Source organism: Bacillus sp. J33, assembly GCF_000518885.1.
Lineage (GTDB): Bacteria > Bacillota > Bacilli > Bacillales > Cytobacillaceae > Cytobacillus.
The window spans coordinates 25,928-42,134 of record NZ_JAEL01000029.1 but is presented as its reverse complement, the minus strand read 5'-3'; the positions used below and the strand labels follow the sequence as shown (position 1 = coordinate 42,134).

Below are 16,207 nucleotides of genomic sequence, written 5' to 3'. Positions count from 1 at the left end.
CAGCATGATCGATTAAACACCTTATAAGAAAATGCGAATGCAGTATCCAATCAACAGGGAACCAATATCAGCAATGAGCTTAAAGAACCTATTCAAAAGGAATGACTGCAACAGAGATTGTCACATTCCCTGATTTCTTTTTAACTAGCTCTAATTTCTTTGCACCGCTGTAAAGCAGAGCAGCAGGTTCACTGACGCCGTATGCTCCTGTGAATTTATAAACTGTATCAGATGGCTGCTGTATCGGAATGGAGTTCAATTCTTCAGGCGCGTACCAATGAAAATCCCATCCATACTTATTTACCACCTGCAAAATGCCTTCCTCATCCTTTTTTAAATCAATTGTACAAATTGCTTTCACACTTTTTATGGAGAAGTTCAATTCGGACAGTGTCTCTTTAATGACCGATTCAATTTCGCTGCTCTCTGTACCCCGATTGCATCCAATCCCTAGTCCAATCACCTTCGGACGATAGAGAACACCGTTTTCAAGTATTGCTTCCTCATGCGGCTCCAGGTTCCGGTGAGTGACAATTAATGCAGCATCGGGTTTTGCCTCCAAAGCATACTGAATGCCCGGATAGATTTTAATATGGCCGGGCATGGGACTTCCGTAGGTCCACCAGCCCTTTTCCCCCGATTCCTGAATGACAGCGACGTGTTCCTCATTTACAACAGAAGCACTGACTGGTGTTAGCTTGTCAGCTGATTCCCACATCCAGCCAAACCGTTTCCCAAATAAGTCGACTGGAATGGTTTTTTGAACATCCGAGGCCGTTGTAATAACTGGTTTTGCTCCAATCAACTCAGCCACTTCTCTGGTAAGTTCATTGGCCCCGCCCAAATGTCCGGACAGCACACTAATGGCATGCTCGCCTTTATCGTCAATGACAACAACACCAGGGTCTGTTTTTTTATCTTTTAGAAGCGGTGCAATCATTCTGACAACAGCACCCAGGGAAATAATTAAAATAATCCCTTTATAGTGCTGAAATAGGGAAGGCAATAATAGCCGGACACTGCCCTCGAACATGCTTACTCCCGAATCCTTTTCATCCCCTTTTTCAAACTTGGACATATAATACACATCACCTGTCTGCAAAGCGGAATGCAGTTTTCGAGCCAGTTCCACACCATGTTTCGTAATGGCTACGATTGCATATGTACTGTTAGCTTTTATTTCAAGTTCCTTTCCCTCTTCTAAAAGAAGCGTCATGATGTCACTCCTTTTCTAAACCCATGTGTAAATTCTTTATCGTAAAGTTTGGATCGATAATTTTTTTCGTGAATCCTCTCATCAAGTGCCCATCCTGCTAAAATCATGGCCTGCTTACGTACGCCATTTGCTCTCATATCCTCGTCCAGGTGCTCAAGTGTCGAACGAACGATTTTTTGGTCTGGCCATGTTGCTTTATAGACGACAGCTACCGGCGTTTCAGGGCTCCATCCAGCAGCCAGAAATTCCTTCACCACTTTTTTAGTCAAAGTCGCACTTAAAAAAAGAGCGATCGTACAATGGTGCTTTGCTAAATCCTTTAGCTTTTCTGCTTCAGGGACAGGCGTTCTTCCTTCAGCACGGGTCAGGATCACGGTTTGAGTCAGGTCTGGTATCGTCAGTTCCGCGCCAAGCACAGCTGCCGATGCAAAGACCGAACTCACACCAGGAATGATTTCTGTCTCAATGCCCTTTTCTTTTAAAAGCACCATTTGCTCCAAAATAGCACCATAAACAGCTGGGTCGCCAGTATGGACGCGAACGACCCTTTTTCCCTGCCTGACACGATCAGCCATGACTTCAACCATTTCTTCCAGGTGCATTCCCGCCGTTTTTAGTACTTCAGCATCCCCTCTTGCCTGCTGGATGAGCTCCTCGCTGACAAGGGAATCTGCATAAAGCACGACATCCGCTTCCTTTAATGAATGCAACCCTCTTACAGTTATTAAATCCGGGGCTCCCGGTCCTGCTCCGATGATTGTGATCTTCATTATTTTCTCACCACCATTAATGTTAAGTATTCCAGTTCCGCCCGGTCCAGCTCACGAACATCCCAGATGATTTCTTCCTTTGATGTAACCTTTGTCACGACAGAAGCCTTATGTAATAAATCAAGTTCACGGAGAATCTTAAGCATCAAATCCATTACTTTTGCCACTTTAATAAAAACCACACAGTCATTTTCCATTAATACTTTTTTCATTGCGTCATAGTCTTCCCGTGCCGGAACAATTGCCACATGGTCGTCTCCTTCCGCAAGCGGGAGGCCTAGTCTTGATGCCGCCCCATTAATGGAAGAAATGCCAGGCACTGTCCTGATCTCCACCTCGGGGTGGCGTTCTTTCATAAGCTTCATCATATGGATAAAGGTACTGTACAACAAAGGATCGCCTTCCGTAACAAACGCGACATCCTTTCCCTCCTGAAGTTTCTCCCACACTGCCTCAACGGTATTTGTCCATTCTCTCTCCAGGATCGCTGGATCCTTTGTCATGGGGAAAACCAGTCCAAGCATTTCTTTTTCGCTTGGGTTTACATACACATCGATAATTTGATGGGCATAGCTTTTGCTCCCTTTACGCTTTTTCGGATAAGCAATGACAGGTGATTCCTTTAGTGTACGAAAGGCTTTAACGGTAATAAGCTCCGGATCCCCGGGACCGGCACCCAGCCCATATAATGTTCCAGTCATTCGTTTTCTTCCTTTCTTTTTGCCGTAATGATGTAAATAGGATTTAACGCATCAAATCTGGTTAACTTTAAGATAGGCTTGCTCCTTGATATTTGTGCCAGTGTAATCGACACATCAAAGCCTCTCGCTTTAAAAGCTTCTGCCCCCATTGATAAAGATTCAATGGTGACGGCATTTAAAACAATTCTTCCTCCTGGCTTCAGCCGGCTGCAGCAAACATCAAGAATTTCCTCCATCCCGCCTGCTGTTCCGCCTATAAACACTGCGTCAGGTTCCGGAAATTCCTCTAATCCTTCCGGAGCGAGACCATGGCGCACAACAAAATCGGTTCGGAATTTTTTCATATTTTCATAGCAGTTTTCCAAATCATGTTCATTTTTTTCAATGGCATAGACAGCACCATCCCGGGCAATTCGTGCAGCTTCGATGGCCATGGACCCGGTGCAGGTCCCAATATCCCAAACAATGCTATCTTTTTTTAAGTTCATTTCTGACAAACTCAGGACTCGAACCTCTTTTTTTGTAATGAGTCCCTTATCTGGCTTCCGCTGTGAAAATTGCTCATCTTCTATGCCCATTGGCCATTCCGGTGAAGTCTTAACCCTCTTTAAAATGACAACATTGAGCGGAGAGAAAGAGATATCCTCCATTTCATGAAGCTCATACCATCCGCATCGTTCAGTCATTCCGCCTAAATTTTCGGCAACGAAAGCCTTATACTCATTCATCTGAAAGGACCGCAAGTATTTTGCAATACTGGAAGGGCTATTATTTTCATCAGTTAAAATCGCCACAAGAGGCCTGCCATCAATCCGCTGTGCAAGACCAGTCATGCTCCTGCCATGGACACTTGTAAAATAGGCATTTTGCCAGCTCTCTTTCATTCTTGTAAAAGCAAGCTGTATGGAGCTTAAATAAGGATAGATTTCAACATCCATTTTTCTGGATAAATAGCCTCCGATCCCGTAAAAGAGCGGGTCTCCTGAGGCTAATATAACCGCATTCCGATTTTCCTTTTGCAGTCTTTCTGAAAGGGAGCTCAAACTCCCTTTTATCGCCAGTTTCTCCCCTGTATAATCCGGGAAGAAGTTTAGGTGCCTTTCTCCTCCTATTAATAGGTCACTTTCATCTATCCAATTTATATAGATTGGAAGAAGACTTGCCTGCCCCTCATCACCAATTCCAATGATCTTTATATTCCTCGCCATCTCTTTCCGCCTTTCCGAGCAGCATCCCTTTCAAGGTGTATATGGTGGTCTCAATTGAAATGCCGCCTTTTACTTCCTTTAATGCTTCTCTGCAGCATGAATCACACAGACTATTAAAAAATTCCTGATTGCCCTGTTCAACCATAAGATCGCCTACCTGAGAAGCTGTGTTTGCCCCGCGAATTTGTCCGGTCAGTTCAGATGTGGCCCCTGCACGTTCCGCAAGATCAGCTAAGAACCCAAAATCCACGGGTGCGCTCTTGGAATGCACCATCATGACTCCCTGAGCAACCTTGGAAAACTTCCCCATCATCCCGACCATGGACACCCGTTTTATACCTGAACGCTTGCACTGCTTTAATGTGAAGCCAACAAAGTCTCCCATTTCAATGAATGCGTCCTCCGGAAGGGAAGGATATTGCTTCATCGCAAATTTTTCGCTTCTGCCCCCTGTTGTAATCACGACATGATGACAGCCATTTACCTTTGCCACGTTAATGGCTGAAACAATACTCGCCTTATAGGCTGACGTTGAAAACGGAATGACAATTCCCCTTGTTCCTAAAATAGAGATCCCTCCTAGAATCCCAAGCCGTCCATTAAGTGTTTTTTTGGCTATTTCCTCACCTTCCGGAACAGAAATAATAATCTTGATTCCTCTGGTGATCTGAAACTCATCCAGGACATCTTGTGCAGATTCCAAAATCATTTTACGCGGAACAGGGTTAATGGCCGCCTCTCCAACAGGTACAGGAAGCCCTTCTTTAGTCACCCGGCCAACGCCAACCCCTCCATCCAGCGTGATTCCAGGTGTGTCAGACCAGGATACTTCCGACTGAATTAAAGCCTGGTGGGTTGCATCCGGGTCATCTCCGGCATCCTTAATGGTTCCGGCTAAGACTGAATCATCATTAAAACGACACTCTTCCATTTGAAAGGTGACAAATTTTCCAATCGGCAGACGTATGGTTGCTTCAAGCTGTTCCTCCTTTGTAATCAAGGCAGTCAATGCAGCTTTTGTTGCAGCTGCTGCGCATGATCCTGTTGTGTAGCCTTGCCTTAATGGCTTTTCTGGTTTTGGTTCCATTCCTTACTCCTGTTCAGCTAAAAGGGTGATAGCATTTAATGCAGCAACCGTTACAGTGCTTCCGCCTTTTCTGCCGACATTGGTTATAAATGGAACATCCAGCTTCGCCAATTCCTCTTTTGATTCAGGCGCTGAAACAAATCCGACTGGAAGGCCGATGACTAGACCCGGCCTTGCTTCACCTTCTTTAATAAGACGGATAAGCTCAAGTAAAGCAGTCGGGGCATTTCCAATCGCAAAGATCCCTCCGTCCGCCTCTTTAACGGCTTTTCTCATGGAAATGATGGCTCTGGTCGTATTTAGGCGTTTTGCTTCCTCCATAACATCCGGATCAGAAATATACACCCTAACATCGCCGCCATACTTTTCAATCCGCTGCTTGCTTACACCTGATTGAATCATTTGCACGTCTGCCACTACCGGCTTTCCGCTGCGAACCGCCTCTATCCCTGAACGGATAGCGTCACGGTGAAAAAGCATGCTTTTTCCCAGTTCGAAATCAGCCGAAGCATGAATCACTCGGCGAACGACCGGATATTGTTCCTCTGTGAATGAATGTTCCCCAATTTCCTCATCAATCATTTCAAAGCTTTTTACTTCAATCATCTGCGGCTGTACCGTAACCGGTTTGAATGCTGTTTTAAAATCCATGATTGTACCTCCTCTAGGTTCATTTCTTATTTAAGTCTTTTCTAATGGAAGAATGTTGATTTAACGCAAAGTGACCGATAAAACAGAAAAGCGGCCGATAAAATAAAATTCTGACCGATAAGCTGATCATGTTGACCGATATATTAAAAAAGTGAACGATAAGTTAAATAAATTGACCTATAAATCCAAAGCATGCAATTCTGCCTCAAAAGTGTGTTCAAGCAGCAGAATTCTGTATAAATTTGATTGTATAATTTGATTTTTTAACCTATACGAACTTGCTGCTCATCGTAAATCACATTTGGGACTTAAAATAGACAGATACTCACTACGATAAGGAAACCCGCTCTTTATCTTTGCCGACATTGTTCATCATCAGAGCATTTATGACTTCCTGATAGCTTGAGAACTTTGTGCCATAATCAATGGATGGCCGTTTTATTACAATGGTTTCGATGCCCAGCTCTTTGGCAGCTGCTATCTTTTCGTCAACAGAGCCTGCCTTGCCGCTTTCCTTCGTTATCATTAAAGTGACGCCGTATTGTTTGTAGAGAGCTTTATCAAATTCCTTTGTGAATGGACCCTGGATGGCAATAATGTTCCTTTGTGGAAATCCAAGCTTCTCGCATTTCTCCATGTTATCCTTTCGAGGCAGCATGCGCGCTAGAACACGCGTATCAGGTAAGTGCAGCAATTTGCCGGCAAAAATTTGCAGTGTTTTGCTTCCCGTTGTCAGCATGATGACTCCCTTCTTTTCGGCAGCCAGATCCGCTGCAGCCTCATAACTGTCAACAATACTAAGGTAAGAGCCATCAAAAGCCTGTGATGCCCGTTCATATCGGATATAAGGAACACCAGCCTCCTTAGCAGCTTCAATTGCGTTTTTGCTTGCTTCCTCCGCAAATGGATGACTTGCGTCTACAACAGCTTGCAGTTGATGAAGGGTGATAAGATTAGCGAACTCTTCGCTAGTTAAACGGCCCGTACACACTTGAAGCCCATGACGTTTTAATTCAGCTGCAGCATTATCTGTTACTACTGTTGCAAGGACACCATATCCTTCCTTCTTCATTTCAATAGCTAATTCCCTTGCATCGCTTGTACCAGCCAAACATAATATCATGCCTTGACTACCCTTTCTTTTTCAGACTGGCCGTGATGGTCATGATGATGATCATGGGAGTGGCTGTGACCGTCATGATGGTGATCGTGATCATGGTGATGGTGGTGATCAATATGCTCCATGGCAGCTATCCGATATTGGCATGTGTCACAATTCATTTTCACTTCGCCTTCAAGCGCTTCCTTTATTCGATCTTCCAAAATGGTTTTTAGCCTTTCATGGAAACCAAAATAACCGGCTAGCTTAAAATCATGCTCCGGATACTCCAGCCGGAACTCATCAATCAGGCCTTCCAGACGCTTAATCAGAATTCCCGTGAAGAGGAAATATGGAAGAATAATGATTTTTTTGGCCCCGAGCTTTATGCATCGTTCTGCTCCCTGCTTAATAAGGGGATCTGTGACCCCCATAAATGCCGGCTCTACCAATGGATAATTCACATTTTCATAGAATAGACGTGCTATTTTATAAAGCTCGCTATTGGCATCAGGATCACTTCCGCCTCTCCCTAAAAATAGGATAGCGGTATTTTTATTTTCACCATGAATCTCTTCGCCAAGCTCTTCCAAGCGTGATTTGCAAATCTCCAGAGTCTCTTCATGAACCCCGATTGGCCTGCCATAAGTAAAATGAACAGCTGGATATTTCTCTTTTGCCTCATCAATTGAGGCCGGGATATGTATCTTCGAATGGCCAGCAGGCAATAGCATGATGGGAATAACGATCACATGGCTGGCTCCCTTCCTTACACATGTGTCAATTCCCTGGCTGATCGACGGCATTTCAAACTCCAAAAAACAGGTTTCAACCAACAAAGATGGATCCAGCCGGGGCCTTAACTCATCTATAAACCGCCTAACCTGTTCATTCCCTTCAGGATCTCGGCTTCCATGTCCAACTAGTAAAATAGCTTTCATTTGCTGTTCCTCCTTTTTATTCTCCGCAGAGTGCTGGCTCAAGCTCAATGACAGGAGTAATGTCTTTATGTTTAAAGCCCTGAACCTCCTGGGCACGTTTGAAATATTTATAAAACCTTTCGTTCGGATGGCCGTTTTGTCTATATTCGTTCACAATGCCTTCAATCACTTCGACTATTTGTTCAGGGGGGATTCCTTCAGCAACTGGCTGTCCGGGATGTGCAGTCCGCCCCACTGTTTTTCCCCCTAAAAACAGATCAAACTTTCCTTTCCGGAAAACAATTCCGATGTCCTCATTGACCGCACCATAGCAGGCCATTCCACAGCCATTGAAGCCAAGCTTTAATTCTTTTGGCAAATCCATGCCGCCAAGCTTTCTTTGAATCTCCTCTGCATAAGGAATCGAGTCTTTTTTCTCTCCGTCACAGAAATCGCAGGCCTTGATTTGAAACACATCTCCAATCGGTTCTAATAAAAATCCTGCTTCAGACAGCTTTTCTGTAATGGAATCGGGATCGGACGTTGGAATTTTCAATAAAATCTGATGGTGAGGTGTGTATTCCATTGTTCCGTTTTCACCCGCCACTTCCGCCAAAACGAGAAGCTGCTTTGGTGTGAATTTTTTATTAACAACTCCCGGGCTAACTGCCAGCTCAAAAATAGACTCAACAGCCGGCTGGGCTATGGTTGGATACCCGTCGGAAAGCTTGTCCATTTTTCCTTCCGCATCCAGTTTTTGAAGGGCTTCCATTGCCAATGTTAAGGGTGTATCGTCTGCATACCTTTCCGGGCTCTGTGTATCCTTTTTCCCTTCATGAAGAGCCCATGGTTCATTTTCTGGCCGCAGGCGTTCATGAGGACGCAAACGCTGCTTCTCCGTATTTAGCGTATATTTCCGCTGATACCCGCGAGGTGTGATCATTTTATTGTCATAACAGAATGTGGAACTGTTTCCGATCACAACCGTTGTCAGCATCCCAATTTCAAAGTCAAGCATATTCTGCAAGGTTGTCATCACGACTTGCTGACTGTCCCTGTAAGCACTTTTTACAAGGCCAACTGGCGTATCCGGAGAACGATATTTTAATAGAATTTGCTGAGCCTCGGCTATTTGCCTTGTTCTTTTGCCGCTTTTTGGGTTATAGAGCGCAATAACAAAATCACCGGCTCCTGCTGCTTCAATTCTTTTTTCGATGATTGCCCATGGTGTTAGATGATCACTCAAGCTGATGGTGCATGCGTCATGCATGACGGGAGCACCGAGCAGTGAGGAGCAAGAATTAATAGCAGAAATCCCGGGGATGATTTCCACTTCAACTCCCGTTGATTCTTTCCAGCCCTTTTCAACAAGCACCTCATACACAAGCCCGGCCATTCCATAAACGCCGGCATCCCCGCTGGAAATGACGGCTACTTTTTTCCCTTGCTCAGCGTACTTTACCGCTGCCTGGGCACGGCTCACTTCCTCCGACATCCCCGTGCTGATAATCTCCTGGTCTGTTAGTAAGCCTTTAATAAGCTCCACATATGTCTTATACCCAATGACATAATCACTTTCCTGAATGGCTTCCTGGGCCCTTTTCGTAATGTGATCAAAGCTGCCTGGCCCAAATCCTATAACTAGAAGTTTTCCCCTCAACTTAAAACGCCTCCTTAACGAGTTCATACAGCATGGACATTCCCAATCCAATACTGTATAGTCCTGTCATTGAACCCAGAATTACAAAAAGCTTTTTGCGCAGCTTCGATTTTAAAAAGCCCCACGAAATCACGAATGTAATACAGATCGTTGATAATAGTAAACCTGTTACAAATAAAACCAGCTGGGCTGTTGCAGCTGACAGATTACTAAAGCCTGCTGCACTTGTGATCGCTGCGACCTGAGTGGGACTTTCCACTCCTACCCCGTGAATAATCCCAATAATGAACGCCCCGATTAATCCAAGGCTTACAGGGGATGCCTGGACACCGCTGAATCCCAATTTTTTAATGAGCTTCGATAAACATTCAAAAACAATAGTCATTCGGCTTTTAAACTCATACTCATGTCTGTTTTTAAAGATGCTATACAAAATAAACCCGCCTAAAACAAGCAATGTGAGACTTACTAATACCTCCATTGAAAATTGTGCTTCATCAGGAAGCCTCGTGCCGATAAATAGGGTTAATAGGCCGATTGCGAGCACAATGGCTCCATGTCCGACAGCATACATAACTCCTAATGTAACCTGCTTGTTGCGCTGTCCTTCACTTCCGATCATGTCAGCGATCGCGGCCACATGGTCACTATCCAGCCCATGGCGGATTCCGATAAGTATTGATAGAAGTGCAAATGATACTAATTCCATGCCTTAACCTCCTATTCTAATAGGCTTCTCAATTCCTTTTTCTGAGGAATCACTTACTTTCACAAAGCCTTCAGCATCATATTTATACAAAAGCGAATCTAGTAAATTTGTATCCTTCTGCATGCAATCTTGGACAATTTTGCGTCCAAGCGATGGCGTAACCTCTTTAAACCAATTTCCTTCCGGGTACACAATAACCACACATGCATCCTTGCACCGACCGTTACACCTTGTTCTTGTTGTATGGATGTCTGCTTCAATGTTTAATTGGCTAATTTCATCCCTAATCGCCTGGGTAACATCCTCTCCGCCTTTTCTCATGCAGCTTGAGCCATTGCATATGAGAACATGCCTCTTCATTCCATTTAAATTCCAAGTAGTCATGATTGTTTTCTCCTATCTGATTTTTAAAAAAGCCTAATCATGTTCGTTTACTTATAAATTTTGCCCCTTGATTCCACTGCGGGCACTCAGCGAACCGCCTGCAATCCGGCGGCCATCAAGTCGGACATTGGATTCTTAAAATATTACCGCACCAAGAAAAAGCGGCAGTCTTGCTCCTACCCAAAAGGTGTATAGTGAGCTTAGCACATCCTAAAAAAGAAATGGCACCCCCACTAAGTGAAGAGGTGCCAGTTATCTCCATTCTAAAATGCAGAATAATCCTGTTTAACACTTCTCTCACCTATGACCCGTAGGCATTGCAGAAGAATACAAAAGGCAGGTCTCCTGACTTGGGTTCCTTGTTGCTTTACGCCTTCCCGATTCATCAGTGGCAGTTTGTAAAGAAACTCTCCCTTACAGTGGCGGGACCGTGCCGGACTTACACCGGCTTCCCTTTTAAGTAAGGCTTAACAGCCATACACCTTTTGTTAAATATTCAATTGTCATCAGATCAATAGCACGATGAAGATTGCACAGGCAAACAGGGCCGAACAGTTTTTTCCAAATAAAAAGCCCTAATTTGTTTTCCAAATTAGGGCTTGAGCTTGTCCAATAAAATTACGGGATGATGGGATAAAGCTTTCCATCATGCATTGGCCATACTCATTCCTCCCTCCGAAGAACAAATAAAACGCATTTAAAAGCAGGTCTTCTGGCTTGTGCCTCAAGCTTACTCTTGCCACCTTCCCGGTTTCCCAGTGGTATTTTGGCAATTTCATCAGCACTTACAGTAGCGGGGGCTGCATCGGATTTTCACCGATTTCCCTATTATCCCAAGGAGTGATCCTCAGGCACTTTTAAATGATCTATTCGATTTTTGACTTCAAACTATATTTAACAGAATTTTTTATAGGTATTCAAGTATTGATTTTAAAAATTATATATGATATTTAGTAACATTTAACAATTGGACAATCAACTTTCAATAGAAATTCTGCGTTTTTCAGGTACATCAGCCTATCTTTTTTAACTTAGTTTTTAATGGTCCATTTCGACAATCATATCTTCCACTTCAGGTGAAGACTCTATTAAACCAGCATCGTGCATCCAGTCCCTGACTTCCTTCCACGATTCCTGATCCTGTGAGCCAAACGCTGCGCCTTCAGCTTCCATTTTTGGCAAAAGAATCTCCATGCTTTGCTTTTCAACTTCCTCCACCAATGGGAAATTAGCTTCATCCTGGTTGTTTATTAGAATAGCCAATGCATCTTCCGGATTTTCCTTCATATATTCATAGCCTTTCTTGGCACCCTTCCAAAATGCCTGAATGGCCTCCTGATCTTTTTCCCATGTTTCATCACCCGTTACAAGGACGATTTCATTGTAGGCCGGAACGCCATAATCTACCGGGTTAAAATAGCGGGTTTCATAGCCTTTATGCTTTAAAACAGGGACTTCATGATTAATATAGGCTCCAATGACAGCATCTGTTTTTTCCGAAACAATCGAAGTTCCTAATTCAAATCCAACATCAATCATGTCAACCTTGCTGAAATCCCCTCCATCATGTTCAACCATCGTTTTCAGCAATGCTTCATTCAGCGGAATGCCAGGATATCCTACTTTCTTTCCTTCCAGATCTTTCGGAGTCTGAATCGGGCTATCCTCTAAAAAGACCGCATGATTTAACGGGGAGCGAACAATGGATGCTACAGACTTAACAGGAAGGTTCTCATTCGCACGCGCCATAATGACATCCGGCTGATAATATAATCCTAAGGTAACCTTGCCTGCTGCAGCCAAATTCAATGGATCGGTTGGGTTGGCAGGGAATTGAATGTCCACCTTTACCCCTTCTGCCTCAAAAAAACCTTTTTCCTGTGCTACATATAAATAGCTATGCACGGCATTAGGGTACCAATCCAGCATAATACTCACTTCTTTTAAATCCTTGCCCTCTGTTCCTCCGGCTGTATTTGCATCATTTGCATTGGAAGCATTGTTTCCGCAAGCGGCAAGCACCTGTATCAAACATAAACCTAATAATATTCCCAGAAATTTCTTCATCCTGTTTTCCTCCATTTTAGCAATGCTTTTTCTATGAATCCTACAAGTAAAAATAAAACAATTCCAACTGCCGACAGCAATACGATTGGAGCGAATACTCCCGCGCCATCAAATTGTGTCATCATCCTGCGGCTGAAATAACCAAGACCTGCCTGGGCACCCAGCCATTCACCGATTGCAGCCCCTATTACACTCAATGTCACAGCCACCTTTAAACCCGAGAAAAAGGATGGCAGTGAGGAAGGGATATCCAGCTTAAAAAAGATATCTTTTTTTGAAGCTCCCATCGTGAGCATCAATTCCTTTAAATTTTTGTCTGAGGAGCGCAGCCCATCAAAAGCGCTGACAGTGATCGGGAAAAACGTAATTAAGACCGTCACTGCGACCTTGCTCCAGATGGTGTAGCCAAACCAGAGGACAAAGATTGGAGCCAAAGCAATAATCGGGATTGTTTGAGAAGCAATCAGAATCGGATAAAATGTCCTCTCCGCTGCTTTGCTTGCGTTCATCCAAATAGCCAAGCCAGCCCCTATAAAAACGGAGATGACAAGGCCAATGCCGATGACCAAAAAGGTTGGCGGAAGATGCTTTATAAGAAGAACGGACCTTAACTCCCATAAAGCAAATGCAATTTCTGCGGGAGAAGGCAGAATAAAGCTTTTATTATAGGCCTTTGCGCCAATCTCCCAAATAATTAGCAGCGCAGCTGCAAGTAAAGTTGAATATAAATAGGAATGAAATTTTTTCATGATTCCACCCTCGGCCGAAGCTGATCAATTAGATTTTCTTTTAGTAAAAGAACATCCGGCTGGCTTATATCCCGGAAAGATCTCGGGCGCCCAAGCGGAACGTTTACTTCTTTGAGAGCCTTCGGATTATCAGACATGACAAAGATGCGATCAGATAAAAATAAGGCTTCGTCCACATCATGGGTTATGAAGAGAATGGTTTTCTTCAGGTTTTGCCACTGGTCAAGAAGCCATTCCTGCATCGTCAGCCTCGTAATAGCGTCCAGGGCGCTAAACGGTTCATCCAGCAATAAAATATTGGATCCGCTCAGGATTGTCCGCAAAAAGGAAACCCGCTGCCTCATGCCTCCGGATAAATCCCCAGGATGCTTGTCTTCCGTACCCTCAAGCCCAAAGTCCTTTAATAAGGACAGAACCATTTCCTCTCCCGCTTTTCCTTTCGCACCTTTGATTTCTATAGGAAGCATCGCATTTTCCAATATCGTTCTCCAGGGCATCAGCAAATCCTGCTGAGGCATATAACCTACCTGTCCCAACCGATTGATGCTAACTTCTCCGTTTATGAGAATTTGTCCTGATGAAGGCTGTTCCAATCCGGTAATCAGCCGGAAAATAGTGCTTTTGCCGGCACCGCTGGGACCAATAACCGATATAAATTCACCATCATTTACCCTGAAATTCAAATCTGCAAGGGTAGGCGGATTGGCTTTATTTTTTGATGCATAATGAAAGCAAACTTCCCTGAACTCCAAAGCCGGATTATTCATCTGCTGGCCACATTTCCTTGTTATAAGCCATGTCCCAGAACATGTATTCAAATCGGGTTGTATTTAAAAAGATATTTTCAAGTTTACGAAGCTCCTCTTCAGATTTGCCATGCGCTGCCTTGTCCATTAAATCGATACACCAGGTAGCCAGCTCCCCGAATTCTTGAGAACTGTACATTTTAATCCATTCTCCATACAGCTCATGTTCTGATGCGCCTGGAATTTGATTTAGCTCCTTGCCGATTTCCCAGTAACTCCACATGCATGGAAGCAGCGCAGCTACCAGTTCAGCAAGGGTTCCATTTTGTGCGGAATAAAGCATGTAGTGGGTATAGGCCAATGTGATTGGTGATGGTTCCGCTGTTTCCAGCTCTTCGGCTGAAATGCCAAATCGGGCTGCATATTGGCGGTGCAATGCCATTTCTTCATTCATAGTTGAATGCAATAGGGCTGAAAAAGTACCCATGTCCTCTAAATTGGCTGCTTTAACAGCACCTAAAGCGAACATCTTTGAATAATCTATTAAATATAGATAATCCTGAACCATATAAAACCTGAATTTTTCCGGATCCAATGTTCCGTTCCCCATTTCCCTCACAAAGGGATGGGCATGATTTTTCCGCCAGATTGGCTGGAGCTTCTTGTATAATTGCTCTGTAAATTTCATGTCAATGTACACTCCTTTTTCTATTGGATATGTAAAATTTGATTTCCGCTGAAGACAATTAAAGCTGCAGCGGGGGGTCCGACATTCTTCGGTGCATTTTCACCTGCGGGGTCTCCCGCTGGCACGCTTCTCACGCTGATTTTGAATGAACACCGCTCGAAGTAATTGCCTTTGAATTTTCACGGATTAGTACCTTCCCCTCCAATCAACAGGGTGCTAAAATACTTAATCACAGTCATTCAATTAATCTATTTTCTTGTATGGCACCACTTATAAATAAAGGACAGAATCACCTTTGTATACTGTACCAGCTGCTCAATTGAAACCTGTTCATTGACTGCATGGGCATGGCGGAGAGTTCCAGGGCCATAAATAGCTGCAGGAATGCCGGCATCTCCAAACCATCCTCCATCTGTGACAGTTGGGGACACGTCAACGATTGCCTTTTTGTTTACCACCACTTCATGTGCACTCATTAATGTATGTATGGCAGGGTGGTTTTCGTCTACTTCCAATGAAGGAAAGATCTCGCCGCGATCCTCAATCATGGAAGAACCGCCCCACTCAAAAATAGGCGGGTTTTCCCTCAGCCAAATATCCCCCTGTGCAGCCAGCTTGATATGCTCCTCTATCTCCTTGGCCACCTGTTCATATGTTTCATTAGGATAAAAATGAACCGTTATCCATAGCCTGCACTCATCTGCGATAAATGCTGCATGGCGCCCCCCTTCTATAACTGCGGGATTAATGGTGTTCGTTCCGGGTGCATATCCAGGATAACTTTTCATAACCGCCCAATTCCGTTCAAGCTCCTGGAGCGCCTGAATGATTTTCATCATTTTTTCAATGGCACTGGCACCAAACAGCTTTCCCCCGGCATGGATCATGTCTTTGCGTGTCGCATCATGAAAGGTGCTTCTGCTTTTAACGGTGATCCACCCAGTAATCACACCGCCTTGTCCCTGAATATGAAGATCACTCGTATCAGCAACCAAAGCAAAGTCAGCACTATAGCCCCTTTTGCAGCACTCCAATGTTCCCGCTTCCCCTACCTCTTCTCCAATGACAGATTGAAAGATTAAATCTCCAGGCAGCCTGATTCCATATTCGTCAAGGAGCTGAATGGCAAATAAAGCACCAGCCAATCCGCCTTTCATATCTGCTGCTCCCCTGCCGATCACTGACCCATCCTGGACAATTGGGCTGAATGGATCAGAAAGCCATTCCTCATCCTCGTTGACTTCGGCAACATCTACATGCCCATTTATAATAAGGCTTTTATATTGGGTGGAATCCGCGCCTTTCAGTACTCCAACTACATTGGGATCCCCAGGATAAACATCCCATTTATCAATAATAAAATCCCTTTCCTTTAAAAATGAAGCAATAAATTGCTGAGCTTCTTCCGTATTTCTGGCTGGCGGTGCAGGTGTTTTATAGCAAATCAGTTTTTGCAGTAGCTGAATGAGCTCGCCTTGACGATTTTCCACTTCGCCAATCAATTCCTTCAATCTGTTATCCAATTAAAGTCACCCCTTAACAATAAAAAAAC

16 protein-coding genes and 2 riboswitches are annotated in these 16,207 nt (G+C 44.1%); all 16 genes read right to left on the bottom strand.

What is annotated here, in order from left to right:
- Nucleotides 1-88: 88 nt before the first annotated feature.
- Complete coding sequence (locus tag L634_RS0110800; RefSeq protein WP_026582463.1) at nucleotides 89-1,216, bottom strand: cobalt-precorrin 5A hydrolase; 1,128 nt, start codon at nucleotides 1,214-1,216, stop codon at nucleotides 89-91.
- Complete coding sequence (cobM, locus tag L634_RS0110795; protein WP_026582462.1) at nucleotides 1,213-1,986, bottom strand: precorrin-4 C(11)-methyltransferase; 774 nt, start codon at nucleotides 1,984-1,986, stop codon at nucleotides 1,213-1,215. The genes L634_RS0110800 and cobM overlap by 4 nt, the downstream gene beginning before the upstream one ends.
- Nucleotides 1,986-2,687 carry a precorrin-2 C(20)-methyltransferase gene (gene cobI / locus L634_RS0110790; RefSeq protein ID WP_026582461.1) on the bottom strand — a complete coding sequence of 234 codons (702 nt, stop codon included), beginning with the start codon at nucleotides 2,685-2,687 and terminating at the stop codon, nucleotides 1,986-1,988. The genes cobM and cobI overlap by 1 nt, the downstream gene beginning before the upstream one ends.
- A complete protein-coding gene (locus L634_RS0110785; RefSeq protein WP_026582460.1) occupies nucleotides 2,684-3,895 on the bottom strand; it encodes a bifunctional cobalt-precorrin-7 (C(5))-methyltransferase/cobalt-precorrin-6B (C(15))-methyltransferase in 1,212 nt (403 codons plus the stop codon). Before L634_RS0110785 ends, cobI begins: the two co-directional genes overlap by 4 nt.
- Nucleotides 3,861-4,982, bottom strand: a complete 1,122-nt coding sequence (locus L634_RS0110780; RefSeq protein WP_026582459.1) for a cobalt-precorrin-5B (C(1))-methyltransferase — start codon at nucleotides 4,980-4,982, stop codon at nucleotides 3,861-3,863. The genes L634_RS0110785 and L634_RS0110780 overlap by 35 nt, the downstream gene beginning before the upstream one ends.
- A gap of 3 nt (nucleotides 4,983-4,985) precedes the next feature.
- The gene (locus L634_RS0110775; RefSeq protein ID WP_026582458.1) at nucleotides 4,986-5,633 is read right to left on the bottom strand and encodes a precorrin-8X methylmutase; all 648 of its coding nucleotides are present in this window, start codon (nucleotides 5,631-5,633) and stop codon (nucleotides 4,986-4,988) included.
- 328 nt (nucleotides 5,634-5,961) lie between these two features.
- Nucleotides 5,962-6,756, bottom strand: a complete 795-nt coding sequence (cobK, locus tag L634_RS30985) for a precorrin-6A reductase (protein WP_034262493.1) — start codon at nucleotides 6,754-6,756, stop codon at nucleotides 5,962-5,964.
- Nucleotides 6,753-7,673, bottom strand: a complete 921-nt coding sequence (locus L634_RS0110765) for a sirohydrochlorin chelatase (RefSeq protein WP_026582457.1) — start codon at nucleotides 7,671-7,673, stop codon at nucleotides 6,753-6,755. Before L634_RS0110765 ends, cobK begins: the two co-directional genes overlap by 4 nt.
- Before the next feature lie 16 nt (nucleotides 7,674-7,689).
- Nucleotides 7,690-9,312, bottom strand: coding sequence for a precorrin-3B C(17)-methyltransferase (cobJ, locus tag L634_RS0110760; RefSeq protein WP_026582456.1), 1,623 nt, complete (start codon nucleotides 9,310-9,312; stop codon nucleotides 7,690-7,692).
- A gap of 1 nt (nucleotide 9,313) precedes the next feature.
- Entirely contained in the window at nucleotides 9,314-10,021 is a 708-nt protein-coding gene (locus L634_RS0110755) for a HoxN/HupN/NixA family nickel/cobalt transporter (RefSeq protein ID WP_026582455.1), read from the bottom strand.
- A 3-nt stretch (nucleotides 10,022-10,024) separates the two neighbouring features.
- Entirely contained in the window at nucleotides 10,025-10,405 is a 381-nt protein-coding gene (locus L634_RS0110750) for a (2Fe-2S) ferredoxin domain-containing protein (protein ID WP_026582454.1), read from the bottom strand.
- 318 nt (nucleotides 10,406-10,723) lie between these two features.
- A riboswitch (cobalamin riboswitch) is annotated at nucleotides 10,724-10,906 on the bottom strand.
- 184 nt (nucleotides 10,907-11,090) lie between these two features.
- Nucleotides 11,091-11,279: riboswitch (cobalamin riboswitch) on the bottom strand.
- A gap of 164 nt (nucleotides 11,280-11,443) precedes the next feature.
- Nucleotides 11,444-12,472 carry an ABC transporter substrate-binding protein gene (locus L634_RS0110740; protein ID WP_026582453.1) on the bottom strand — a complete coding sequence of 343 codons (1,029 nt, stop codon included), beginning with the start codon at nucleotides 12,470-12,472 and terminating at the stop codon, nucleotides 11,444-11,446.
- Nucleotides 12,469-13,221: an ABC transporter permease gene (locus L634_RS0110735; protein ID WP_026582452.1), complete on the bottom strand. Its 753-nt coding sequence runs from the start codon at nucleotides 13,219-13,221 to the stop codon at nucleotides 12,469-12,471. Before L634_RS0110735 ends, L634_RS0110740 begins: the two co-directional genes overlap by 4 nt.
- Nucleotides 13,218-13,988 (bottom strand): ABC transporter ATP-binding protein, encoded by a 771-nt coding sequence (locus tag L634_RS0110730; RefSeq protein WP_026582451.1) that lies wholly within the window; start codon nucleotides 13,986-13,988, stop codon nucleotides 13,218-13,220. Before L634_RS0110730 ends, L634_RS0110735 begins: the two co-directional genes overlap by 4 nt.
- Complete coding sequence (gene tenA, locus L634_RS0110725) at nucleotides 13,981-14,655, bottom strand: thiaminase II (RefSeq protein ID WP_026582450.1); 675 nt, start codon at nucleotides 14,653-14,655, stop codon at nucleotides 13,981-13,983. The genes L634_RS0110730 and tenA overlap by 8 nt, the downstream gene beginning before the upstream one ends.
- A 248-nt stretch (nucleotides 14,656-14,903) precedes the next feature.
- The gene (locus L634_RS0110720; RefSeq protein WP_026582449.1) at nucleotides 14,904-16,178 is read right to left on the bottom strand and encodes an acetylornithine deacetylase; all 1,275 of its coding nucleotides are present in this window, start codon (nucleotides 16,176-16,178) and stop codon (nucleotides 14,904-14,906) included.
- Nucleotides 16,179-16,207: the final 29 nt, after the last annotated feature.